A 22,366-nucleotide genomic window follows, 5' to 3' on the forward strand; every position below is an offset into this window, starting at 1 on the left:
CACAAGGAGCACATCATGGCACTTTCGCGACGACAGTTTCTCACCGGCTGCTCCGCGGCCGTGGCGTCCCTGGCAGGCGGTCGCCTGACCCAGTTGGCGTTTGCCCGGCCAGGTTCGACGTCCAGCGACGAAATTCTGGTAGCGATCTTCTTGCGCGGCGGCGTAGATGGCTTGAGCCTGGTGGCGCCTTATGGCGATGCCAACTACAACGATCTGCGACCCAACATACGCCTGGCCGCGCCCGGCAGCGGACCGAATGCCGCCCTGGACCTGGATGGGCAGTTTGGCCTGCACCCGACGGCCGCGCCGCTGGCCGAGCTCTTTCAACAGCAGCACCTGGCCGTGGTTCACGCGGCCGGGCTGACCAGCGATACCCGTTCGCACTTCGACGCGATGGACTACATGGAGCGCGGCACCCCGGGCGCCAGAAACACGAACAGCGGCTGGCTCACGCGCCACCTGCTGAGCACCAACAGCAGCGGCCCCTTGCCGGTCATTGCGGTGGCGTCGTTGATCCCAGGCTCGCTGCTCGCCAGCCCGCTGGCCGTTGCCATCCCCGATCCGCGACGCTTTGGCCTGCCCGGCCACTGGTACTACCTGGACAGTCAGCGCCGCGCGCTGCGCCACGCCTACAACGGCGACACCTGGCTGCACGAGGCCGGTATGCAAACCCTGAACGCGCTGGATGTGGTGGAATCGGCAAATCCCGGCGACTATGAACCGGAATTCGGCGCCGTCTATCCGCAGAACGACTTTGGCGATGCGCTGATGACCGTCGCCCAGATGGTCAAACTGGGCCTGGGTCTGCAGGTAGCTACGGCTGACCTGGGCGGTTGGGATACGCACGAGAGCCAGGGCGATGAGGGGCAAGGTTACTTCGCGACCATGGTAGACTCATTGGCGCGTGGGCTGTATGCGTTGTATACTGATCTCACCAATTTCACCAATCGGCTGACCGTGGTGGTCATGAGCGAATTTGGCCGCCGCCTGCGTGAGAATGCCGATCATGGCACCGATCATGGCCATGGCAACGTCATGCTGGTATTGGGCGGACACGTCAACGGCGGCACAGTCTACGCCAACCCCTGGCCAGGCCTGGAGCCAGGCGCGCTCGACCAGGGCACCGACCTGGCGATCACGACCGATTACCGCCGGGTGTTGAGCGAAATCCTGGTGCGCCGCCTGGCCAACCCGAACCTGGGGCAGGTCTTTCCCGGCTATACCGGCTACACCCCGTTCAACATCGTGCAGGGCGCCGACCTGCCGATCAACTACGGCGGCAGTGGGCGCGTCTATCTGCCATCGGTGTCCCGCTGAAAAGAGGTCCCCACCCCGTAGGTCACGCCTCCGGCGTGACAACGCCGTCGGAAAAAGACACCCCCGTCATTCAACCCGTTCAGGAGGTTCTTGCATGCGTAGATTCAGCTTAATCGTCACCCTCGCCCTTGTGCTGGTGACCGCAGGCGTGCTGCCCGCGGCAGCCACGCACCCCGCCAGCGCCCTGTCCCAGCCTGATTTTGCCGATGTGCGGGTCGCCCCGACCCTGCCGCACGGCTGCCAGGAAGGCGTGCTGCCCGGCGGCGCCCTATCGTTGATCTGCGTGCCCACCACGGGCTGGAACGGCGACCTGTTGATCTGGGCGCACGGCTATGTGGCGTTCAATGAACCGCTCGCCTTCTACAATCTGTACCTGGGCGAGACTTACCTGCCCGACCTGGTGCAGAGTCTGGGTTACGCCTTTGCCACCACCAGCTATCGCACCAATGGCCTGGCCATTGTCAGCGGCGTGGATGACGTGGTTGAGCTGCTTGCGGCTTTTCCGGGAGTGGCCGGCCAGGCGCCGACCCACACCTACATGAGCGGCGCCTCGGAGGGCGGCATCGTCACCGCGCTGATGGCCGAACGGCATCCTGAGCTGCTCACCGGCGCGCTGTCAGCCTGCGGCCCCATTGGCGATTTCAAGAAACAGACCGACTACCTGGGCGATTTTCGTGTCCTGTTCGACTATTTCTTTCCCGCTGTGCTGCCCCCCTCGCCTATCGCTATTCCGCCAGCCGTCATTGACAACTGGCAGACCACCTACGTGCCCGCGATTACGCAGCAGGTGCGGGCCAATCCACGCCTGGCCCTGCAACTGATGAGCACCTCGCGCGCGGCCACGCAGTTGTTCAGCATGAGTTCGATGATCTCAACCACGGTCAACGTGCTGTGGTACAATGCCTTTGCCACCAACGATGCGCGGGAGAAATTGGGTGGCAATCCGTTTGGCAACCGCACGCGCATCTACCGCGGCTCCTTGAACGACCCACTGCTCAATCAGCGCGTGCAGCGCTTCCGCGCCGCCCCGGTTGCGTTGGCGGCGTTGAATGCGTATCAAACCACCGGTCGCTTGACAGTGCCGATGGTGACGTTGCACACCACGGGCGATGAAGTGATCCCCTTCTGGCATCAGTTCTTGTACCGCGACAAGGTACAAACCAGTGGGCGGGGACAGTTGGTGCAGATGCCCATCTTTCGCTATGGACACTGCAATTTCACGGGCGACGAAGCCCTGGCGGCCTTTGCTATCTTGATTTTCATCTCCACGGGTGAGGCAATCCCAGGTCTGCCGGAGCATTTCGACCCGGCGCAGATCGAGCGCGACTTCCAGCAGGCGGCGCGCCTGACAGATGCCGTTCATCCCCCCGATTGAACCGAGAGGGATTCATCGCCTTCGCATATCTCCTTCACAACATCTCCACATCTGCGGGTTATCATGAGACCAGATGAGACGAGAGACAGACCGGTCAGGCAGCAAGGAAATGCAGAGCATCGGACCGGCATCCAGGTCTCGGAGCATCAAGGTAGCAGACTAACACAGAAATGGAGACACGAATTACGATGAATACCAAACGACTTTTCGTCGTGGCCGCCCTGGTGGCGGTGATGGCAACCCTGGTTGTAGCCGGGGCGGCGATGGCACAAACAGTAACCCCGCCGGCGCCGGGCGCCGGCAACGGCTACGGTGTGGGCCGCATGGGCGGCATGATGGGCGGTGCGGGAATGCGCGGCGCCTGGGGCGGGCCTGACAACTCTGCCCTGGTCGTGGTGGCAGATGTCCTTGACATGGAACGCACCGATCTGATTGCTGAACTGCAAGATGGCCCCAAGAGTGTGGCGCAGGTGGCCGCAGCGCACAATGTGGCGCTCGATACGATTGTGGACGCCGTTCTGGCGCCCCGCGCCGAGCACCTGGCTGACCTGGTGACGGCAGGCACGATCACGCAGGCGCAGGCCGACCAGATGTTGGTGACGATGCGTGCCCAGGTGCAGTCCATGTTCAACCAGCCGTTCGCGCCGCGAGGCGCAGGTAATGGCGCCGGTTGGACCGATGCCGACGGCGACGGCGCGTGTGACAACCTCGACGGAACGCCGGCCGCCGGTCGCATGGGCGGACGCGCAGGAGGCCGCATGGGCCGCTGGCAGCAACGGTAAAACACTCCTCGATGACTCGATGAGATGATGAGATGATGATGAGATAGCACTCGAAGCGACGCACCCCCCCGGTGCGTCGCTTCTGTTTTTGTCTCATCCTGCTCATCTTGCCCACTTGCCTAAATCGGTCATGCGTGTTAGTGTTGACTGCAGCGAGGAGCTGCCAGCATGGACGCATTGACCGGCACAATCGAACGAGTCACCTACCACAATGAAGAGAACGGCTACACCGTCGCGCAGTTGGCGCCGGAGGGCAAGGACTACACCGTGCCGGTAGTGGGCAACATGCTCGGCATCAACGTGGGTGAATACGTTGAACTGCGCGGCCAGTGGACGGCGCATCCGCAGTATGGGCGCCAGTTCAAGGCCGATAGCTTCAAGCTCAAGCTGCCGGCCACGGCGGTTGGCATCGAAAAATACCTCGGTTCGGGGCTGATCAAAGGCGTGGGGCCGGTGACCGCCAAACGCATCGTGCGCCTGTTTGGTGCGCAAAGCCTGCAGGTGATTGATGAGGAGCCGCAGCGCCTGCGCACCGTTCTCGGCGTTGGCCCCAAACGCGCCAGCCTGATCCAGGATGCCTGGCGCCAACAGCGCGCCATTCGCGAGGTCATGTTCTTCTTGCAGGAGCACAGCGTCAGCACCGGCCTGGCGGTCAAGATCTACAAGCAGTACGGGGACGGTGCCGTAGGCATCGTGCGGAATGACCCCTACCGGCTGGCCCGCGACATCCACGGCATCGGCTTCATCACGGCCGACAAGATCGCGCAAGCCCTGGGGCTGGCTCTCGATGCGCCCGAACGGGTAGCGGCCGGTGTGGCCCATGTCCTGGGCGAGCAGGCTGATGATGGCCATGTCTATGTTCCCCAAACGATCCTGGTGATGCAGGCGGCCGAGATGCTGGCCGTGCCGAGCACCCTGGTGGTCAACGCGATCGAGCAGTTGCGCCAGGAGGAAGCGGTTCATGTCGAGCGCATCCTCATGGCGCCGGCCTCTGAGCGCCGCCCTCCCGTCTCGCCGGCGCTCGTGTATGAAGTGGTCACCGCCAGCGCTGACCCCGCGGCGGCCTCTGTCCCTGAGGCTGAGCTGACGGCGCCCCGCCCTGCTGGCCGAGGAACGCGCCGTCTACCTGGTGCCCTTCTATCGCGGTGAGATTGGCGTGGCTGGCCGTTTGCGGCGCTTGTGCGACGGGCGAAGCGACTGCCTGGCGCTCTTCCAGCGCTTCGATTGGGATGCGGCCTTTGCGGCCGTGCAGCAGGAGACCGGGTTGGCGCTGGCGCCGGCGCAGCGCGAGGCCGTGCAGGCCAGCCTGACGCAACCGTTGGTGGTACTGACCGGCGGGCCGGGCACCGGCAAGACCTTCACCGTGCAGACGATCATCCGCCTGCTGGAGGCCTCCGGCCACACCTACGCCCTGGCCTCACCCACGGGGCGCGCGGCCAAGCGGCTGAGTGAAACCACCGGCCGGCCGGCCAAGACCATCCACCGCCTGCTGGAATTCAAGCCGAGCGGGGGGGTGACGTTTCAGATCAACGAAAACAACCCGCTTGAGGTTGATATCTTGGTTGTAGATGAAGCGTCCATGCTCGACCTGCTTCTGATGAATCACCTGCTCAAGGCCGTGCCGCCGGGTGCGCATCTGCTGCTGGTGGGTGATGTGGATCAACTGCCCAGCGTCGGCGCCGGCAGTGTGCTCAAAGACATCATCGAATCGGGAACGGCGACGGTGGTGCGCCTGCAGACGATCTTCCGCCAGGCAGCCGGCAGCTTCATCGTGGAGAACGCACACCGCATCAACCGCGGACAGATGCCGGAGTGGCAGCCGGCTCAGTCGCAGGACTTTTTTCTGTTCAAGGTGGACGATGCCGAACAGGCAGCCAACCTGGTGGTGGAGATCGTGGCCGAGCGCATCCCGCGGCGTTTTGGCGTGCCAGCCGCCGATGTGCAAGTGCTCACTCCGATGCACCGCGGGGTGGCGGGGGTAGCCAACCTGAACCTGCTGTTGCAAGCACGGCTGAATCCACCAGACGCTGCCAAGCCCGAACGGCGCCTGGGCGGGCACATTTTCCGCGTCGGCGACCGGGTGATGCAGACGCGCAACAACTACAACAAGGATGTCTTCAACGGCGACCTGGGCGAGATCGTGCGCCTGGATGGGATCGAGCAGGTGCTGACGGTGCGCAGCGAGGGCCGGGAGATTGACTACAGTTTTCTGGAACTGGATGAGCTGACTCATGCCTACGCCATCAGTGTGCATAAGGCGCAGGGGTCCGAATACCCGGCGGTAGTGCTGCCCTTGCTGACGCAACACTACATGATGTTGCAGCGCAATCTGCTCTACACCGCGGTCACCCGTGCGCGACGCCTGGTGGTTTTGGTCGGCATGCCGCGGGCTATTGCCATCGCCGTCAACAACAACAAGATCGCCGAACGCTATACGGGTTTGGCGGCGCGGCTGCAGTAGTTGGAGATTTGGAGATTGGAGATTGGAGATTGGAGATTGGAGAAAGAAGAAGCCGTGGCTTTGCAGCCACGGCTTCGTGTGGGCGATAGAGGGCTCGAACCTCCGACCTCGTCGATGTCAACGACGCGCTCTAACCAACTGAGCTAACCGCCCGTACCGGTGTAATTATAAGCAACTACACCGACTTGGCAAATTCAGGGCTGGTTTACGCGGGCACGGGAAAGCGGCAGGCGAATTCGATCACGTCCCGATGCACGCGCTCGATCACGGCCGGGTCTTCGACGTGATGGACGATTTCGCCGATCCAACGCCCAACCTGGTGCATATCATCTGGCCCAAAGCCGCGAGTGGTGGCGGCCGGTGTGCCCAGGCGGATGCCGCTGGCCGTCAGAGGCGGCTTGGGGTCGAAGGGGATCATGTTCTTGTTGGTATGAATGCCAGCCGCGTCCAGCGCCTTTTCCGCGGCCTTACCGGTAACGCCGGCCGGCGTCATGTCCACCAGCATCAGGTGATTGTCGGTGCCGCCGCTGACCAGGCGCAGGCCCTGGCGCACCAGTTCCGCGGCCAGCGCCTGCGCATTGTCCAGGGTGCGCTGCTGATAGGCCTTGAAGTCGGGCTGTGTCGCTTCGTGGAAGGCCACCGCTTTAGCCGCGATGATGTGCATCAGCGGGCCACCCTGGATGCCAGGAAAGACCGCTTTGTCAATGGCTTTGGCCCATTCTTCCCTGCACAGGATCAACCCGGCGCGTGGGCCGCGCAGGGTCTTGTGTGTGGTACTGGTGACGACATCGCAGTAAGGCACCGGATCAGGGTGCAGGTCAGCGGCAATCAGGCCGGCCACGTGCGCCATGTCCATCATCAGGCGAGCGCCCACCGCATCGGCAATGGCGCGCAGGCGGGGAAAGTCAAAATGGCGCGGATAGGCGCTGGCGCCGACAACGATCAGCTTGGGGTGATGCTCATGAGCCAGCGCTTCCAACTCGTCGTAATCAAGGCGCTCCGTTTGCTGATGCACCCCGTAATGCTTGAAGTTGTAGAGCTTGCCTGATTGATTCAGATGAAAACCGTGGGTCAGGTGCCCGCCGTGGTCAAGTTTCAGACCCAGCACCACGTCGCCCAGTTCGAGCAACGCCATGTAGGCTGCGGCATTGGCCTGTGCGCCGGAGTGAGGCTGCACATTGGCATGTTCGGCGCCAAACAGCTCTTTGGCGCGATCCATGGCGAGTTGTTCGACGACATCCACAAATTCACAGCCGCCGTAATAACGCCGGCCAGGATAGCCTTCGGCGTATTTGTTGGTCAGCACCGAACCCATGGCGGCCAGGACGGCAGGGCTGACATAGTTTTCTGAGGCAATCAGTTCGATGCCGGCCGTCTGTCGCGCGCGTTCTTTTTCAATGGCGGCATAGATGACTGGATCAGTTGCGGCCAGGGCATAGCGTGGGTCTGGAAGCTCAACCCAGGGGGTCAGGCGCTCCAGCGCGGAAAGATCAGACATACGAGGAAAACCTCCTGCAAAACGCAACATCGCGTGAAATATCGTAACCTGTGGTCAGCATACCACCGCCTAAATTTTTTGTCAAAGGCTATGCTGGGGTCACAGTAGCGTTGGTTTTACGCGGGCCGTTGCTGAGCCTGGCGGCAAAATGCTTGACATCCAGTGTTGACTGTGGTATCTTAACGTTGCAATAAAATATAAGTTACTTTGACCCATTCAGTCACTGTCCACAAACAACATCGGTGGATAACCGGGTGCTTGGATGAGTCAAACCACCAACTTATAAACGGACCGTGACCTACCATGCACAACGTGATTGGACATGACTGGGCTGTACAATGGTTGCGCGAGACGTTGGTCAACGACCAGGTGCGACATGCCTACTGTATCACCGGCCCGGCCAACGTCGGCAAGATGACGCTGGCGCTCGGGTTTGGCCGCGCCCTACTCTGCACAGCCGCGGACCCTGCGAGGCGACCGTGCGAGGCCTGTGCCGCGTGCCACAAGACGGCCGGCGGTTTTCATCCCGATCTGCGCGTGATCGCGCCCCCGGCCGATGCCAGCGCGCTCAGCGTGGAGATGATGCGCGAGAGCGTGGTGCGTGAGGCGGCCTTGTCGCCGCTCGTAGGCCAACGCAAGGTGTTCATCATCGCACAGATGCACCTGGCCACAACGGCTGCTGCCAATGCGCTGCTCAAAACGTTGGAAGAACCGCCCGCCGCGGTGGTCATCATCCTGTTGAGTGATCGGGGCGACGCGCTCCTGCCCACCCTCGTTTCGCGCTGCCAGGTGGTCAGTTTGCGACCGGCGCCCCAGGAATTGATCGAGCAGCATTTGCGCACGCACCATGATCTGACGGCCGCGGAGGCAACCCTGCTGGCACGTTTGAGCAACGGGCGCCTGGGGTATGCCAAACAGATGGCGGCTGATCGTGCGGCGTGGGAGCAGCGCCGCCAGCAGCTCGATGACCTGGCTGGCCTGTTGACGGCCAGCCGCGTGGACCGCCTGACCTACGCGGCCAACCTGGCCGGCCATGCGGACCTGGTGGCCGCGACGCTGCACACTTGGCAAAGTTGGTGGCGCGATGTGTGGCTTTGTCAGCACGGCGCCGCCGCGCATGCCATCAACGTGGATCGAACGGCGTTGTTGACCGCACAGGCGCAGCGCCTGTCGGCTGCGCAGACGCGCGCCAGCCTGCAGATGGTGCGTCGCACCGCACAATTGCTGGACAGTAATGTCAACGTGCGCCTGGCGCTTGATGTCTTGCTGCTGCGCCTGCCACGTCTGCTAATCCATTAGATGACCCGGTCGCGAGACTTGCAGGCTGGGTCAGGGTATCCATAGGGAGAGATTTCTATGCCAACGATCGTTGGTGTCAGTTTTCGGCCGGTGACCAAAGTCTACTACTTCGACCCTGCGCGTTTTCTGGACTTACGGCCAGGTGAATATGTGGTGGTAGACACGGCACGGGGCCGTGAGGTTGGCTGTGTGAGCCTGCCCCCGGGTGATATGCCGGCCAGTGAGGTGAGCGGGGGCTTGAAGCAGGTGGTACGCCGGGCCACAGCCTGGGACATGGTGGAGCGAGAGCTTTACCGCCAGCGTGAGGCCGAGGCGCTGACGCGTGCGCGGCAGCAGGCCACCGAGCACCGCCTTCCGATCAAGGTGGTGCGCACCGAATATAACTTCGACGGCGGGCGCCTGGTCATCTACTTCACAGCGGACAAGCGGGTGGATTTCCGTGCCCTAGTGCGCGACCTGGCGCGTGTCTTCCGCTGTCGTATCGAGATGCGGCAGATTGGCGTGCGTGACCAGGCCAAATTCCTGGATGGTGTGGGCAAATGCGGTCGGCGCTTGTGCTGTTCATCCTGGCTGCGTGAGTTCGCGCCGGTTTCGATCAAGATGGCGAAATCGCAAAATCTGCCGTTGAACCCGACGGAGATTTCCGGCGTTTGCGGGCGCTTGCTGTGCTGCCTGTCCTATGAAAATGACCTTTATGAGGAGGCGCGGGCCGAGCTGCCCAAGGTGGGGAGCACCATCCTGAGTAAACAGGGTGTGGGCAAGGTGCGCAAACTCAACCCGTTGCAGCGCACCATGTTCGTGCAGATGGAGGACGAATCGCTGGTTGAAGTGACCGTGGATGACATTCTGGAAAATCGAGGCAAGGAACAATCACGCACCTGTGGCACCTGCGGCGGCTGCTCAGTCAAGCGTAAGGCAACTTCTACAGGGCACGCGTCGGATGCCCTGGACGACGAAGATGTCCGCGAACTGGAGATGCTGACTTAGGAACGACGGCTTTTTGTGACTGCCAGAAAAAAAGCGGGAGAGAGGACAGTCCTCTCTCCCGCTTCCTTAGGGTTCGCAAAAATATAACTTCCCGTGTTTCTCAGCGTTTTCCCGGCAAAATACAGGAACTAAATTCTTTTGCGAACCCCTAACATCCTCCTCTTGGCTCGACAGTGAGTCGCATGGCGGTGCGCTCCTGCCCCTGGATTTCGATTTCGGTGAACGACGGAATACAGATGATGTCAATTCCATCCTGGGCCAGGTAACCCTTGGCGATGGCAATGGCCTTGATGGCCTGATTCACGGCACTGGCGCCGACGGCTTGTACCTCGGCACGACTTGCGTCTCGAACCACGCCGGCGATTGCCCCGGCCACCGCTGGGGAGCGGGATTGCGCTGAAACTTTGATGATGTCCATGGTCGCGTTACCTCCGTGCATACTCAAACCCTTCGATGATGTGTTGATGCGACATCTGGCAGGGGCAAGCATCACCACGATCAGCGAGATCGTGCATGAGAGGGCTGCGGCGCCCCGTGCCGAGATGCTTAGTTCATGACGCAGGGTGGTACGCCAGGACGCGCTTGTCGTGGCGGCAGTTTGGAGTGGGCAAAAGAAAGACTTCCGAAGTCTCGAAGACTTCGGAAGTCTGAGGTTCGATATTACTTGGCGTAGTCTATAGCACGCATCTCGCGGATGACGGTAATCTTGATCTGGCCGGGGTATTCCAGGTTGTCTTCGACCTTCTTGGCAATGTCGCGTGATAGTTTGATGGCGGCCATGTCGTCCGTCGCATCGGGGCGCACGACCACGCGAATTTCGCGACCGGCCTGGATGGCAAACGATTCGGAAACGCCGCCGAAGGAATTGGCGATATCCTCCAGGGCGGTCAGGCGTTTGACATAAGTTTCGAGAGCTTCACGGCGGGCACCGGGGCGAGCGCCGGAAATGGCGTCGGCGGTAGCCACGATGATCGTTTCCAGGTTTTCGGCATCCACCTCATGGTGGTGGGCCGCGATGCAGTTGACCGCCTTTGGCGGCACGCCGTAGCGCTTGGCAATCTCTGCGCCCACCTGCGCGTGCGGGCCTTCCACCTCGTGGCTGACCGCTTTGCCCAGGTCATGCAGCAGACCGCCCATCTTGGCGGTCTTGACATCCGCGCCCAGTTCAGTGGCAATCATACCGGCCAGGTGTGACGTTTCGATGGCATGGTAATACTGATTCTGACCGTAGCTCGTGCGGAACTTGAGGCGCCCCACCAGCTTGAGAATCTCCGGGTGCAGCCCTTGCAGCCCGGTTTCGATGGCAGCTTGATCGCCCGCTTCGCGCATGGCGCGCTCCACCTCTTCGCGTGCCTTTTCGACTTCCTTCTCGATGCGGGTGGGATGGATGCGCCCATCTTGCACCAGTTTGGTCAACGCCAGGCGGGCCACTTCACGGCGCACCGGATCGAAGCTGGAGATGATGATGGCTTCCGGCGTATCATCCACCACCAGGTCAACGCCGGTGGCGGCTTCGATGGCGCGGATATTGCGCCCCTGGCGGCCAATGATGCGTCCCTTCATCTCGTCGGTGGGCAGCGCCACGGACGACACGGTGGATTCCGAAACCTGATCTGAGGCCAGGCGCTCCATCGCCATGATGATCACACGGCGGGCGCGGCGCTCGGCCTCGTCGGTGGCTTCGGCCTCCACGGCCCGGATGACTTTCGCCATATCCTGACGCGTGTCTTCTTCGACGCTTTTGAGCAGGAGCTGCTTGGCTTCTTCCTGCGTCAGGGCGGAGATGCGTTCCAACTCGGCCACATGCTGGCCTTCCATTTTCTCCAGGTCTTTGACGCGCTTGTCAACCGTGCTCTGGCGCTGGTTCAGGCGTTTTTCACGCAGCTCAACCTGTTCGTTGCGCCGGTCCAACTGTTCTTGCCGCTTATCGACGCGTTCTTCCAGGCGCTGCAGATCGCGGCGCCGGCGCTCCAAATCCCGTTCCGTTTCCTCACGTAGCTGGATGACCTCGTCTTTCCCTTTGAGAACAAGCTCCTTGCCGTGGGCCTCTGCCTCGCTGACAATCTGGGTGGCGCGTATTTCCGCCGATTGAATGGTTGCTTCGGTCTTTTTCTTGTGCTGATCGAAGCCGACGAAATAACCAATACCGACACCCATTATCAGGAGTACGATCCCTAACAGGATGACTACTCCGGGTTGCATACAGATTTGTCCTTTCTAGCCTGTTCGATCGCCTGATAAGGGCCGATCGCACTATTCGTTTTCTTCCTCAAGTGGCTCAACGGTACCTGCGCCGTCAACCTCATGCAGCAGGCGATTAACCGTCTTCTGAATAATATCATAATCAAATCCGCGACGCGCCAGGAAGGCTTGCACCTTCTGGCGAAACGCCCTATCGTCCAATGTGCGCCAGCGCGCCGCGGGTTTGCTCACGGCAGCGTAGGCGTCCTCATCGGCGGCCAGGCCGGCGAGGGCGTCTGCAATGATCTCCGGGGACACGCCTTTGCTGCGCAGCTCATACTGGAGCGCGCGTGCGCCTTTGGGACGCAGCGTATGGCGGCTGCTAACCCAGGCACGGGCAAAGGACTCGTCGTTCAGGTAACCCAGCCGATACAAACGCTCGATCAGTTGATCGGTGGCCGTGGCGTCCAGCCCCTTGCCTGCCAGGTAGCGGCGAACCTCGGCCTCGCTGCGCGGGCGATAACTCAGGAACTTCAGGGTCAGATCCCATGCGTGTTCTTGCGCATCGGCTGCGCGCAACGCGTCAATTTCCTGCTCATGCAGGGTTTGCCCAATCTGCAACGGTGCTGCCAGGATGGCGGTCAACGCAAACGCATATGCCCCATCCAGAAAGACATTGACACGGTCATGCGCTGTTTTCTGGAACACCAGGGCCGTAATCGTCTTTGCTTTCACGGTCTTCGAACCTCTGCGCCAACAAAAATAGCTGTGGCTCATCCACAGCTATGGCTACGCCGATCGGCATCTCTCATCTTGAGGCGGATAAAAACGAAATGGCCTCTGCCGGCCATACGCGTATGGCCAACGCATCGGTACACAAGGCCGCTTGTATTTTCGAACGCACTCAAGCAACAGGGACTACTGGCTTTCCCAACAACGAACGATCATGGTGCAGACCATGGTTGCATCATGTCCTGTAGGGCGTTGATCCAAAAAGCGAAAGAAACGGGTCACAAAGTCCCTGAATACGGACGAAAGCATGCAAAATTGACGAACCAGCCAGCCCCGTTGCGACGGTCATCGGCGGCTGGCGAATAGGCTGTGGTGTCACGCGGCCAGGCAGGTTGTCCGGCAAAGACCTGCGCCTGGCGTTTTGTCAGGCTGGAGATAGCTGTGTCCAGCGCTTTGCGTCGGTTGTCGCTTGTCACAGATTGTTTAGACGTTGACAATACCAGCCAACGTTCAATCCGGACCTTATTTTACAGAAGTACCAGATGGTCAACATAGTTTACACGATACGACGCAAAAAATCAAGTTGTCTGCATATGCTAAGGTTGGACGGTCACAGATAGTCGCGCAGCTTGCGGCTGCGGCTGGGATGACGTAGCCGCCCCAGGGCTTGCGATTCAATCTGACGGACGCGTTCGCGCGTCACGCCGAACTTGCGCCCCACCTCTTCCAGGGTGTAGTTATAGCCGTCTACCAGGCCAAAGCGCAGTTGCAGGATGCGCACCTCGCGCGGCGTCAGGGTATCCAAAACCTCATTGAGAACATCACGCAGTTGTTGGCGTGAGGCTGTGAACGCGGGCGAGGCCACTTCTTCGTCTTCGATAAAATCGGTGAGCGACGCATCGTCCTCTTCGTGAATGGTCATCTCCAGGCTCAACGGGCGCTCGGCCACCTGCATCACCTGTTTCACCTTGGTGGGCGCCATGTCCAACTCGGCTCCAATCTCCTCCGGGGACGGATCATGGCCCAGTTGCTGCGTCAGATCATGAGCGGTGCGGGTGACGCGGTTGATCTGTTCATACATGTGGACAGGGACGCGGATGGTGCGCCCCTGGTCGGCAATGGCGCGAGTCACCGCCTGCCGAATCCACCAGGTGGCATAGGTAGAGAATTTGTAGCCGAGGTGGTGGTCGAACTTCTTGACGGCACGAATGAGGCCGATGTTGCCCTCTTGAATCAAGTCCAGGAACGGCACACCGCGCCCGACATATTTTTTCGCGACGCTGACGACGAGCCGCGAGTTCGCCTTGATCAGGCAATCCTGGGCTCGCACGCCGTCAAACATGAGGTGCATCAGCTCTTCACGGCGCACCGATTCACATGGGCTGATGCCATATTCGCAACGGGCCAGGTATCCTTGTTCGATGCGCTGGGCATAATCAACTTCCTCTTCGGCGGTGAGGAGTCGCACGCGCCCAATTTCCTTGAGATAGAGGCTGATGGAATCTTCGGTTTCGGAGTGTGATAGACCGGGCAGGTCGTTGTCATCCATGTCATTGTCGTCAAGCGCCTTGTGTGAGGAGGGGCGCCTGCGCATGGGTGCCAGCGATAGTTCGTACATCATCTGCTCGTCGGCGTCGAGTTCTTCTGTCTCGACGCCGGTCTCGCGTCCGGTTCTGTCCGGCGCGCGTCCGAGAGTGACAAGCGACTCGTCTCTGAGCAGACTGAGCGCGGCAAGCGGCTTGTTTGTACCAATTCTCATCTCGTTCACCGGTGCGTTCCTCCCTTGTCTCGGTGCAAAACCACAAGTGATGCGGCGACAAACCGACAACATCAAAGTTTATGACCCACAAAAACGGGAGATCGCTTTGCCAAAGTACGGCTCGCAATGACGCCCACGTAGATTATTTATGGTGAATAAACTCTATCTTACATCGTGTGCATTTATAACAGATGAGACAACCGTTGTAAATGATTTGGCGCAGGGCCAGTAGTATGATTTTCCTGAAAATTGACAAATGCCGGCAGACAGGCTCAAAAAAAGGATTTGACACACCTGCTTGATTATGCTATAGTCGCTTGGCTAAACATCGGTTCGTTCAAGAATTGAGTTACATATTTCTGAGGAGGGCGCAATTAGCAGTAAACTGCAGCTACGTGTCAACGAGATGATTCGCACCCGCGAAGTGCGGGTTGTAGATGATGAAGGTAAGCAACTGGGTGTTTTGCAGGTACGCGACGCCTTGATCCTGGCTCGGCAAAAGGGCCTGGATCTGGTGGAGGTCGCTCCTAATTCTATACCGCCGGTCTGCCGCTTGATGGATTTTGGCAAGTATCAGTACGAACGAGCCAAGAAAGAACGTGATGCCCGCAAATCCCAAAAGCAGATCGAGGTCAAAGAGCTACGCTTGCGTCCTAAGACCGGCGAACACGATGTGGCCTTCAAGATCCGTGATGCCCGCCGCTTTATCAGTGAGGGCAATAAGGTCAAGATTCGTATTCGTTTCCGTGGACGTGAGATTACTCATCCAGAAGTGGCCAGAGAAATGCTCGATCGCGTAGCGCAGGAGCTGGGCGACATTGCCGCCATTGAACAAGCACCGTCAATGGAAGGAACCAGCCTGCTGATGATTCTGATGCCCAGGGAAAGTTAAACCGCCCGGCCGGCAAAAGTGGCCGCGGATGCAACAGCCGCTGATCACAAGCAGAGCAAGACGGGTCACACAGGGCTGACCTGACACCGCTCTGCTTGTGTGTGCAAATGGGAAGATGAAACGAAGAGAGATTAAGGGAGAGTTCGTATGCCAAAGTTGAAGACGCATAAATCAACAGCCAAGCGTTTCCGTTTTTCGGGAAGCGGCAAGCTCTTGCGTCGCATTCAGGGGCAAGGGCACCTCAAGCGCAAGAAGTCGCCGAGCCTGAAGAGTGATTACGGCGACACCGTCACGGTCAAAGCGACTGCTTTCATCAAGCGGGTCAAGAAGTTGGCTCCATACCTGCAACACAAATAAGGGCTTGTCAAAAACAGATTCCCGCTTCTGTCCCGGCAGAACACGGACACAAGAATAGAAAGTTGTTTCTTGACAGGTCATAAGTAACACCTAAATCATGATATGGGGTGGCCAGTACGAAGTGCTATGTGACCCCAGGCCATAGCCGCCATCCGAGGAGAAAGTAATGTCACGAGTAAAACGAGGCGTCCCGGCCAGGCAGCGACACAAGAAGATTCTGAAGATGATGAAAGGCCAGTTTGGCACACGTCATCGCCTTTTCCGTCGCGCCAATGAGGCAATGCTCAAGTCGTTGTTCTATGCCACACGCGACCGCCGCAACCGTAAGCGTCAATTCCGCGCCTTGTGGATCACACGCATCAACGCGGCTGCCCGCCAAAACGGTTTGTCCTACAGTCGCTTTGTCTACGGTCTGCAAAAGGCCGGGGTGGACATTGACCGCAAGATGATGGCCGAGCTGGCCGTCCGCGATGCAAGCGTCTTTGCTCGCCTGGTTGATGTTGCCAAACAGTCTCTCTAACATCTGTTTCCCATCTTCAAGTCAACACCGCGCCAGTGCAATACCTGGCGCGGTGTTTTTGCAGCAGGCGCCTGCCCCCCGCGGTTCACGCCCCCGGTCGGAGGCCTGAGAAAGCTTCGTATGGTGATCACCAGTTCGAGTAATGCGCGCGTGAAGCTGATACGGGCCTTGCTGCAGGAGCGCAGGTCACGCGAGGAGGCGCAGCAGTGGTGCCTGGAAGGCGTGCGCCTGCTCGAAGAAGCCCTGGACGCCCATCTGCCCCTACAGTTTGTTCTCTACGCACCCGCCCGTCTGACCAATCCACGCGCCGCGGCGCTGCTCACACGGCTGCGTGCCCAACAGGTCGTGTGCGAAGAGACCCACACGCAGGTGCTGGATGCCATCAGCGGCACGACCACCTCGCCGGGCATCATGGCGGTGGCGTCCTGGCCGCAAGTCCGGCCATTTCCGGCCGCCGGCCTGCTGCTGGTGCTGGACGCGCTCAGTGATCCGGGTAACCTGGGCACAATCCTGCGCACGGCCCTGGCCGCGGGCTGTGCCGGCGTGCTGCTGGCGCCTGGCTCGGTGGATATCTACAACCCGAAGGTGGTGCGCGCGGCCATGGGCGCGCATCTGTACCTGCCGGTGCGCAGCGTGGAGACGTGGGCGGATATGGCCGCCGCGGTCACCGGTCGCCAGGTTTGGCTGGCGGATGCACACGGCGACACGCTGTATGATGCCGTGGATTGGCGCCTGCCCACCGCGCTGATCATTGGCAATGAAGGAGCGGGCGCCAGTGCCGACGCACGGCGCCTGGCCGTGGGTACGGTGACGATTCCGATCGCGCAAGCTGAGTCGCTAAACGCTGCCGTGGCCGCGGCCGTTTTTTGCTTCGAGTCCGCCCGCCAACGGCGACAAAGCGATCACAGGCGTCCGCCGCCAGGATGATTAGTTCCCGCCCAGCAGGTTACCCAGGTTGATGTTCGTCCCCCCGCTGCTGCCGCGACCACCCACCTGCGGCATGAACTGCGCGACCTTGCCCGCCAACTTGGACATGGGCATCGTCTGCAGCCGGGGGGGGGGGGGGGGGGGGGGGGGGGGCGGGGGGGGGCGGGGGGGGGGGGCGGGGGGGCGGGTGGGCGGGGCGGGAGGGGGGGGGGGTGGGGGGGGGGGGGGGGGGGGGGGGGGGGGGGGGGGGGGGGGGGGGGGGGGGGGGGGGTTGTGCGCACTTTGCTTTGCACGCGTTCATGAATACGAATGAATCTGGCGCAAGTTTCGAGGTCAGCGCGCCAGGGAATTAGCGGTTGTTTGACAGCCCATGGACAGCCTTTTCGTGCGAGATGTGGTACAATGATGCTTGTTTGCTGGCGATCTCTCCCAAATCATGTAAAAAGCGTAAGCTGCGCGGCCAAGATGAGGCATCGTTGATCTCGTCTATGGCCCGATCGAAATTCAAGGAGTCTCTATGTTAATTGCACGAGCACTAAGCCTGTTTGGCTGGCTGTTGTTGTTGGCTTTCTTCGCGTATGTCATCAACGTGGTCATTGGCCGCAGCCGCGGCACGACGTCAGCCCGTCTCTCCCCGCCGTTGCTGGTCGGATGGCTGGTCATCTCCCTCATTGTGATGACCCTGGGCGCGGGCGTGGTGGTGATTGATGCCGGCGAAGTCGGTGTCGTCTTCAATGCTATCAGCGGCACCCGCAATCTGCCGCAGTATCCGGGCATCAACTTCATTGTGCCCTACGTGGAAACTGTTTATCGTTACAGCACCCTGGAACAGGTCTACACCATGACTAAGGTGGCCGATGAAGGCCAGGTGCAAGGCGACGACTCGTTGTGGTCACCCACCGCCGAAGGCCTGCAGGTGGGTATTGACTCGTCCACGCGCTTCAAGCTCAACCCGGCGCGGGCCGCGGACATCCACAACAACCTGCGCGACTACGAAAACATCCTGGTACGCCCCACGATTCGCTCGATTGTGCGCTTGATGGTGTCGCAGAACAAGGTGACCGATGTCTACGGCACGAAACGGGCCGCGATTCAGGTTGAGATCGAGAAAATGATTCGCGAGCGCTTCGAAAAAGAGGGCTTGCTCTTGCTGGCCTTCGACATTCGTAATGTCAACTTCACCGATGACTACGCCACGTCCATCGAGCAGAAGCAGATCGCGCAGCAGCAGGCCGAGCAAATGCAGTTCACCCTGCAGCGTGAACAGCAGGAGGCTGAACGTAAGCGCATCGAGGCCGAAGGCGTCAAGACATCTGCCATTTTGCGCGCACAGGGCGAAGCAGAGGCGCTGCGCCTGGTCAACGAGCAGATCGGCACGAACGACAACCTGCTGGTTTATCGCTACATCGAAAAGCTGGCGCCCAACATCACGGTGATGCTTCTGCCGTCAGGCAGCCCCTTCCTGGTCAACCTGGATCAACTGAAGGGCGGGGCGGCCAACCCTCCGCAGTAAAGCGAAAATTGGCGCCGCCGCCGGCGCGATTTCAATCGCTCCGCGACGGCACGCAGCCTGAGCAGTTACAAAGCAAGGAAGTTCCAAGAAAACACAAAGCCGGGCGAATGACCCGGCTTTGTGTTTTAGCGCCCCCGGCAGGACTCGAACCTGCGACACACGGTTTAGGAAACCGACGCTCTATCCCCTGAGCTACGAGGGCAGACGATTCGTGGGGTCTCGATGACCCGCGCCCAGGCAAGTTTAGCATGAAAGCTGCTTTTGGGCAAAGCGCCTGCGCCAGGCCAGGACGAAGCAGGCCGCGCCGAGCGCCATGAAAAGCAGATCGGCCGCCAACGCGGCCCGTTGACCGAACCAAAGCCAGGTTTCATCCGCGCGTAGAAGTTGTAACCCGGCGTCTGCCAGGGCGCCCAGGAACAGGACGGCGCCCGCCAGCGCGCCCGGCGCGCTCGGCGCCCCCCGCGCGCCCTGTCGTTGATTAAACCACCACGCGCCCGCCAGCAACGCGAGGCTGATGATGACCCCCAGACCTTGCACCGGCACGCGGGGCAACAAGACGCCATAAATGTCAGGCCAATCGAACACGGCCAGCCCCGGCCAGCGCACAATGTCCACCGGACGCCCAAAGGCACAGCCGGCGCACCAGCAACTGAGCCAGGCGGCAGTTTGGAGCCAAAGCAGAGGAGGCGTGTAGCGATCGGCAATGGCCCATCCGCCTGGCCGGCGCTGCGCCCGCCAGGCCAGCAAGCCCAAGCCGCCGGCCAACGCGCCGTGGGCCGAGAGGCCGCCCTCCCAGGGGCGCAGGGCTTGCAGGGGATGCTCGCCGAAATACGGCCACTGCGCCAGCACAAAAACCACCCGCCCACAGGCCAGCCCGATCAGGAACAGCGGGAGGGCATCATCCACGGCGCGACGCAGGGCTGCCGGCCAGCCAGGCGCCAGGCGCAAAAAACGGTCATGAAGGGTGCGATTGCCGGGTACGTGGTGATGATGAGAATGAGGCCGCTCAGCGGCCAGGCGCTGGCGTTCGATATCGGTCCAAGCCAGCCAGGCCAGCGCCGCGCATAAGCCGCCAGTCATCGCCAAGCTGTACCAGGCGATGTGCAAAGGCCCGATGACAAGTAAGGGCGGCAACGCCCGCTATTCCGTCAAGTCGCGCAGGCGTCGCACCTCAAGCTGAAATCTTTCCTGGAGACGCGTCAGCTTTTCTGAGGTGGTTGACTCAGCTGTGATCATGATGTGGGGATAGTCGGGGTCCGGTCGGATCAGCACCCACTCACGCTCGCCATAAGTTAGCTTGATACCTTCCTGGATCTCGCCGGTATGGTGAATCTCGGTCAGGCGGCGCATGACGCTGCCCTTGATTTCCCACGGACAGGCCACGCGGCTGCTCTCCATGTAGATTTCCGGCAGACCGTTCACCAGGTCCGACAGCGGCTCCTGCTGTGTAGCCAGGAATTCGAGCAGTTTGGCCGTGGCCATCAAGCCGTCAGTGACCGGCTGAAACTCGGGAAAGATGAAGTTGCCGGCGCCATCTGTCGCCAGGATCACGTCTGGCTCTTGCGCGGCGATCATCAGGGCATGCAGGTCAGCACGCGTGCGCACCACTTTGCCCCCGTAACGATCGGCCAGGCACTCGAAGGCGTGCGAGGCGTCAATCGGCACGACGATGGTGCCAGCGCCTTTGCTCTGCAAAGCCAGGGTTGCCATCAGCATGGCGGCCGTCGTGTCCGCCAGCATGTGGCCGTGGTTGTCAACCAGGAAGATTTTTTCGCCGGCCACATCCAACTGCAGCCCCAGGTTGGTGTTGAGCGCGCCGGCAATGATGGCAAGCTGGCGCAGGTTGGCCTCGAAGTCCTCTTGCTGCACGGCGATCTTCAGCGCATCCACACGGGCGTTGAGCGGAACCACATCCACATTGAGGTTGGCCAGCAGAGGAGGTAAGACATCGGAGTTTGGCGAATGGGCATAGTCAATCACGATCTTGAAGCGCGCACTGCGGATGGCTTCCACGTTCAGCGCCTTCATGAAGCCGGTCGCGTAGCGTTCGATGACCAGGCCAGGGTATTCGATCGTGCCAATGTCGTCCATGTACGCGCGGCGAAAGTCCTCGCGGAAGAAGGTGCGTTCGATGTTACGTTCGCGCTCTTTGCTAAGATTCAGCCCGTCGGCATCCATGAACCGAATATCCACCACGCGCTGGTCGTGTGGCGACAGGCGTACATGCACGCCGCCCAGGGCCTCGGTCACGCGGGTGAAGTAGCGCGCGACCGGCACCGGCACGTTGCCCAGGTCCCACACGTTGACGCCTGATGAGGGCACGCCTGAGATGATGGCGCGTTTCAACATGCGCGGGCTGCGGTGCGGGTCGCGGTTGATGGTGACGTAAGCGCCTTTGGGCAGCGTGGCGCCGAAGGCTGATCCCAGCCGGGCGCAAAAATCAGGGGTCAGGTCCACGTTGACGACACCGGTCACGCCGAAGCGACCGAAGAGCACGCGACGACCCTGGCTGCCCCAGATGATGGAGGATTTGACAGTGGCGCCTGCTTCCACCTCTTTGCTCGGCCAAAGTTTCACATTGCTATGGATGACCGCGCCCTGGCCGATGACGCAACCATCGCCAATGACGCTGCCTTCGTAGAGCACGCTCTTGGCTTTCATGGTGGATTGCCGGCAGACGATGGTGCCTCGCAGCTCAGCGCCTTCGCCGATGTAGCAGTTGCGCCAGACCAGGCTGCGATCTACCTGGGCGCGGTTGTCTACGATGGTGTAATCGCGAATGAAGGTGGGGCCGTGAACGACAGCGCCGCCCTTGATCTTGACCTCATTGCCCAGGTAGATGGGGCCGATGAGTTGGGCGTCAGGGGCAATCTCAACGTTTTCTCCGGTCCACACATCGCCCCCGCGATTCTGACCCAACGGGCCAAGCCGTACGCGGCCGGAAAGGACATCGGCGGCAGCACGCCGGTATTCGGTGAGATTGCCGATATCACACCAGTAGCCTTCGGCGACATATCCGTAGAGGGGCGCACCCTTTTCGAGCAGCCGCGGGAAGATGTCTTTGCTCCAGTCCGCGTTGTGCCCTGGTTCGATCACGTCGAGGATGGCCGGATCGAAAATATAGATGCCGGTATTGACCGTGTCAGACATGACCTCGCCCCAGCTCGGTTTCTCATGCAGACGGGTGACGCGGCCTTCGTCATCGGTCACAATGACGCCATACTCCAATGGATTCGGGACACGGTAGAGCACCATCGTCGCCAACGCCTGACGCTGGCGGTGCCACTGCACGATACGTGGCAGATCGAAGTCGGTCAACGCGTCGCCGCTAATGACCAGGATGGGGTCGGTGCCATCCAAATAGGCACTGGCGTTGCGCACACTGCCGGCCGTACCGAGGGGCGCCTCTTCGATGGCATATTGAAGTTTCACGCCGTAGGTCTGACCATTGCCAAAGTAGTCTTGAATGTAGTCGGCCATGTACTGCAACGTCACCACGATGTCGGTGAAGCCGTGACGTTTGAGCAATTCCAGGATGTGTTGCATGACCGGCTTATTGACTATCGGCACCATCGGTTTTGGGCGTCCGATCGTCAAGGGCCGCAGACGGGAGCCTTCTCCTCCCGCCATGACAACGGCTTTCATAAAAGCATTACCTCCGGTTTAACCGATCTGACCAGTACATCGCTGCGCGACCGCTGAGCAAGCCGCTTACATACATCATGGCACAGAGACAGACTCGTGCGCTGGATGGCGGACGAACGCC

Annotated in this window: 19 protein-coding genes and 2 tRNA genes; 12 read left to right on the forward strand and 9 right to left on the reverse strand. The window is 60.7% G+C overall.

What is annotated here, in order from left to right:
- Positions 1–15 precede the first annotated feature (15 nt).
- From IPF85_RS15000 to IPF85_RS15020, 5 genes are all read left to right on the forward strand, one after another.
- On the forward strand, positions 16–1,317 hold the full coding sequence (locus tag IPF85_RS15000) for a DUF1501 domain-containing protein (RefSeq protein WP_343408882.1): 1,302 nt from the start codon (positions 16–18) through the stop codon (positions 1,315–1,317).
- A 94-nt stretch (positions 1,318–1,411) separates the two neighbouring features.
- On the forward strand, positions 1,412–2,692 hold the full coding sequence (locus tag IPF85_RS15005) for a hypothetical protein (RefSeq protein ID WP_343408883.1): 1,281 nt from the start codon (positions 1,412–1,414) through the stop codon (positions 2,690–2,692).
- Between the two features lie 188 nt (positions 2,693–2,880).
- Complete coding sequence (locus tag IPF85_RS15010; protein WP_343408884.1) at positions 2,881–3,474, forward strand: hypothetical protein; 594 nt, start codon at positions 2,881–2,883, stop codon at positions 3,472–3,474.
- Between the two features lie 168 nt (positions 3,475–3,642).
- Positions 3,643–4,623, forward strand: a complete 981-nt coding sequence (locus tag IPF85_RS15015) for a helix-hairpin-helix domain-containing protein (protein WP_343408885.1) — start codon at positions 3,643–3,645, stop codon at positions 4,621–4,623.
- A 7-nt stretch (positions 4,624–4,630) separates the two neighbouring features.
- Positions 4,631–5,935, forward strand: a complete 1,305-nt coding sequence (locus IPF85_RS15020; protein ID WP_343408886.1) for an AAA family ATPase — start codon at positions 4,631–4,633, stop codon at positions 5,933–5,935.
- A gap of 79 nt (positions 5,936–6,014) precedes the next feature.
- Here IPF85_RS15020 and IPF85_RS15025 read toward each other — a convergent pair.
- A tRNA-Val gene (locus IPF85_RS15025) sits at positions 6,015–6,088 on the reverse strand.
- A 52-nt stretch (positions 6,089–6,140) separates the two neighbouring features.
- Positions 6,141–7,433 carry a serine hydroxymethyltransferase gene (glyA, locus tag IPF85_RS15030; protein WP_343408887.1) on the reverse strand — a complete coding sequence of 431 codons (1,293 nt, stop codon included), beginning with the start codon at positions 7,431–7,433 and terminating at the stop codon, positions 6,141–6,143.
- 303 nt (positions 7,434–7,736) lie between these two features.
- On the opposite strand from glyA, the gene IPF85_RS15035 reads away from it, so the two are divergent.
- Together IPF85_RS15035 and IPF85_RS15040 are read left to right on the forward strand one after the other, a co-directional pair.
- Positions 7,737–8,732, forward strand: coding sequence for a DNA polymerase III subunit delta' C-terminal domain-containing protein (locus tag IPF85_RS15035; protein ID WP_343408888.1), 996 nt, complete (start codon positions 7,737–7,739; stop codon positions 8,730–8,732).
- 57 nt (positions 8,733–8,789) lie between these two features.
- Positions 8,790–9,719, forward strand: coding sequence for a stage 0 sporulation family protein (locus IPF85_RS15040; protein WP_343408889.1), 930 nt, complete (start codon positions 8,790–8,792; stop codon positions 9,717–9,719).
- 148 nt (positions 9,720–9,867) lie between these two features.
- Here IPF85_RS15040 and IPF85_RS15045 read toward each other — a convergent pair whose 3' ends face one another.
- From IPF85_RS15045 to IPF85_RS15060, 4 genes are all read right to left on the reverse strand, one after another.
- Complete coding sequence (locus IPF85_RS15045) at positions 9,868–10,137, reverse strand: stage V sporulation protein S (protein WP_343408890.1); 270 nt, start codon at positions 10,135–10,137, stop codon at positions 9,868–9,870.
- A gap of 242 nt (positions 10,138–10,379) precedes the next feature.
- Complete coding sequence (rny, locus tag IPF85_RS15050) at positions 10,380–11,921, reverse strand: ribonuclease Y (protein ID WP_343408891.1); 1,542 nt, start codon at positions 11,919–11,921, stop codon at positions 10,380–10,382.
- 51 nt (positions 11,922–11,972) lie between these two features.
- Positions 11,973–12,635, reverse strand: a complete 663-nt coding sequence (locus tag IPF85_RS15055) for a RecX family transcriptional regulator (protein ID WP_343408892.1) — start codon at positions 12,633–12,635, stop codon at positions 11,973–11,975.
- A 607-nt stretch (positions 12,636–13,242) separates the two neighbouring features.
- Positions 13,243–14,391, reverse strand: coding sequence for an RNA polymerase sigma factor (locus IPF85_RS15060; RefSeq protein ID WP_343408893.1), 1,149 nt, complete (start codon positions 14,389–14,391; stop codon positions 13,243–13,245).
- Between the two features lie 385 nt (positions 14,392–14,776).
- Between IPF85_RS15060 and infC the strand changes: the two genes are divergently transcribed.
- From infC to IPF85_RS15085, 5 genes are all read left to right on the forward strand, one after another.
- On the forward strand, positions 14,777–15,283 hold the full coding sequence (gene infC / locus IPF85_RS15065) for a translation initiation factor IF-3 (RefSeq protein WP_343408943.1): 507 nt from the start codon (positions 14,777–14,779) through the stop codon (positions 15,281–15,283).
- A gap of 147 nt (positions 15,284–15,430) precedes the next feature.
- On the forward strand, positions 15,431–15,640 hold the full coding sequence (locus tag IPF85_RS15070; protein WP_343408894.1) for a bL35 family ribosomal protein: 210 nt from the start codon (positions 15,431–15,433) through the stop codon (positions 15,638–15,640).
- 166 nt (positions 15,641–15,806) lie between these two features.
- Positions 15,807–16,160, forward strand: a complete 354-nt coding sequence (gene rplT, locus IPF85_RS15075; RefSeq protein WP_343408895.1) for a 50S ribosomal protein L20 — start codon at positions 15,807–15,809, stop codon at positions 16,158–16,160.
- A gap of 120 nt (positions 16,161–16,280) precedes the next feature.
- On the forward strand, positions 16,281–17,087 hold the full coding sequence (locus IPF85_RS15080) for an RNA methyltransferase (RefSeq protein WP_343408896.1): 807 nt from the start codon (positions 16,281–16,283) through the stop codon (positions 17,085–17,087).
- A gap of 517 nt (positions 17,088–17,604) precedes the next feature.
- Positions 17,605–18,600 (forward strand): prohibitin family protein, encoded by a 996-nt coding sequence (locus IPF85_RS15085; protein WP_343408897.1) that lies wholly within the window; start codon positions 17,605–17,607, stop codon positions 18,598–18,600.
- 129 nt (positions 18,601–18,729) lie between these two features.
- Here the strand turns inward: IPF85_RS15085 and IPF85_RS15090 are convergent.
- The 3 genes from IPF85_RS15090 to IPF85_RS15100 form a co-directional block, all read right to left on the reverse strand.
- Positions 18,730–18,802: transfer RNA gene (locus IPF85_RS15090), tRNA-Arg, on the reverse strand.
- 41 nt (positions 18,803–18,843) lie between these two features.
- On the reverse strand, positions 18,844–19,734 hold the full coding sequence (locus IPF85_RS15095) for a prolipoprotein diacylglyceryl transferase family protein (protein ID WP_343408898.1): 891 nt from the start codon (positions 19,732–19,734) through the stop codon (positions 18,844–18,846).
- A gap of 6 nt (positions 19,735–19,740) precedes the next feature.
- Complete coding sequence (locus IPF85_RS15100) at positions 19,741–22,245, reverse strand: sugar phosphate nucleotidyltransferase (protein WP_343408899.1); 2,505 nt, start codon at positions 22,243–22,245, stop codon at positions 19,741–19,743.
- Positions 22,246–22,366 lie beyond the last annotated feature (121 nt).

The organism is Candidatus Amarolinea dominans (assembly GCF_016704685.1).
GTDB lineage: Bacteria > Chloroflexota > Anaerolineae > SSC4 > Amarolineaceae > Amarolinea > Amarolinea dominans.

What these genes read in the sequence shown, in the direction of transcription:
- IPF85_RS15100 (WP_343408899.1), bottom strand. Translation starts at nt 22,245, where the DNA reads ATGAAAGCCGTTGTCATGGCGGGAGGAGAAGGCTCCCGTCTGCGGCCC.
- IPF85_RS15035 (WP_343408888.1), top strand. Translation starts at nt 7,737, where the DNA reads ATGCACAACGTGATTGGACATGACTGGGCTGTACAATGGTTGCGCGAG.
- IPF85_RS15015 (WP_343408885.1), top strand. Translation starts at nt 3,643, where the DNA reads ATGGACGCATTGACCGGCACAATCGAACGAGTCACCTACCACAATGAA.
- IPF85_RS15040 (WP_343408889.1), top strand. Translation starts at nt 8,790, where the DNA reads ATGCCAACGATCGTTGGTGTCAGTTTTCGGCCGGTGACCAAAGTCTAC.
- IPF85_RS15045 (WP_343408890.1), bottom strand. Translation starts at nt 10,137, where the DNA reads ATGGACATCATCAAAGTTTCAGCGCAATCCCGCTCCCCAGCGGTGGCC.
- rny (WP_343408891.1), bottom strand. Translation starts at nt 11,921, where the DNA reads ATGCAACCCGGAGTAGTCATCCTGTTAGGGATCGTACTCCTGATAATG.
- IPF85_RS15070 (WP_343408894.1), top strand. Translation starts at nt 15,431, where the DNA reads ATGCCAAAGTTGAAGACGCATAAATCAACAGCCAAGCGTTTCCGTTTT.
- IPF85_RS15005 (WP_343408883.1), top strand. Translation starts at nt 1,412, where the DNA reads ATGCGTAGATTCAGCTTAATCGTCACCCTCGCCCTTGTGCTGGTGACC.
- IPF85_RS15060 (WP_343408893.1), bottom strand. Translation starts at nt 14,391, where the DNA reads ATGAGAATTGGTACAAACAAGCCGCTTGCCGCGCTCAGTCTGCTCAGA.
- IPF85_RS15085 (WP_343408897.1), top strand. Translation starts at nt 17,605, where the DNA reads ATGTTAATTGCACGAGCACTAAGCCTGTTTGGCTGGCTGTTGTTGTTG.
- glyA (WP_343408887.1), bottom strand. Translation starts at nt 7,433, where the DNA reads ATGTCTGATCTTTCCGCGCTGGAGCGCCTGACCCCCTGGGTTGAGCTT.
- IPF85_RS15010 (WP_343408884.1), top strand. Translation starts at nt 2,881, where the DNA reads ATGAATACCAAACGACTTTTCGTCGTGGCCGCCCTGGTGGCGGTGATG.
- IPF85_RS15000 (WP_343408882.1), top strand. Translation starts at nt 16, where the DNA reads ATGGCACTTTCGCGACGACAGTTTCTCACCGGCTGCTCCGCGGCCGTG.
- rplT (WP_343408895.1), top strand. Translation starts at nt 15,807, where the DNA reads ATGTCACGAGTAAAACGAGGCGTCCCGGCCAGGCAGCGACACAAGAAG.
- IPF85_RS15080 (WP_343408896.1), top strand. Translation starts at nt 16,281, where the DNA reads ATGGTGATCACCAGTTCGAGTAATGCGCGCGTGAAGCTGATACGGGCC.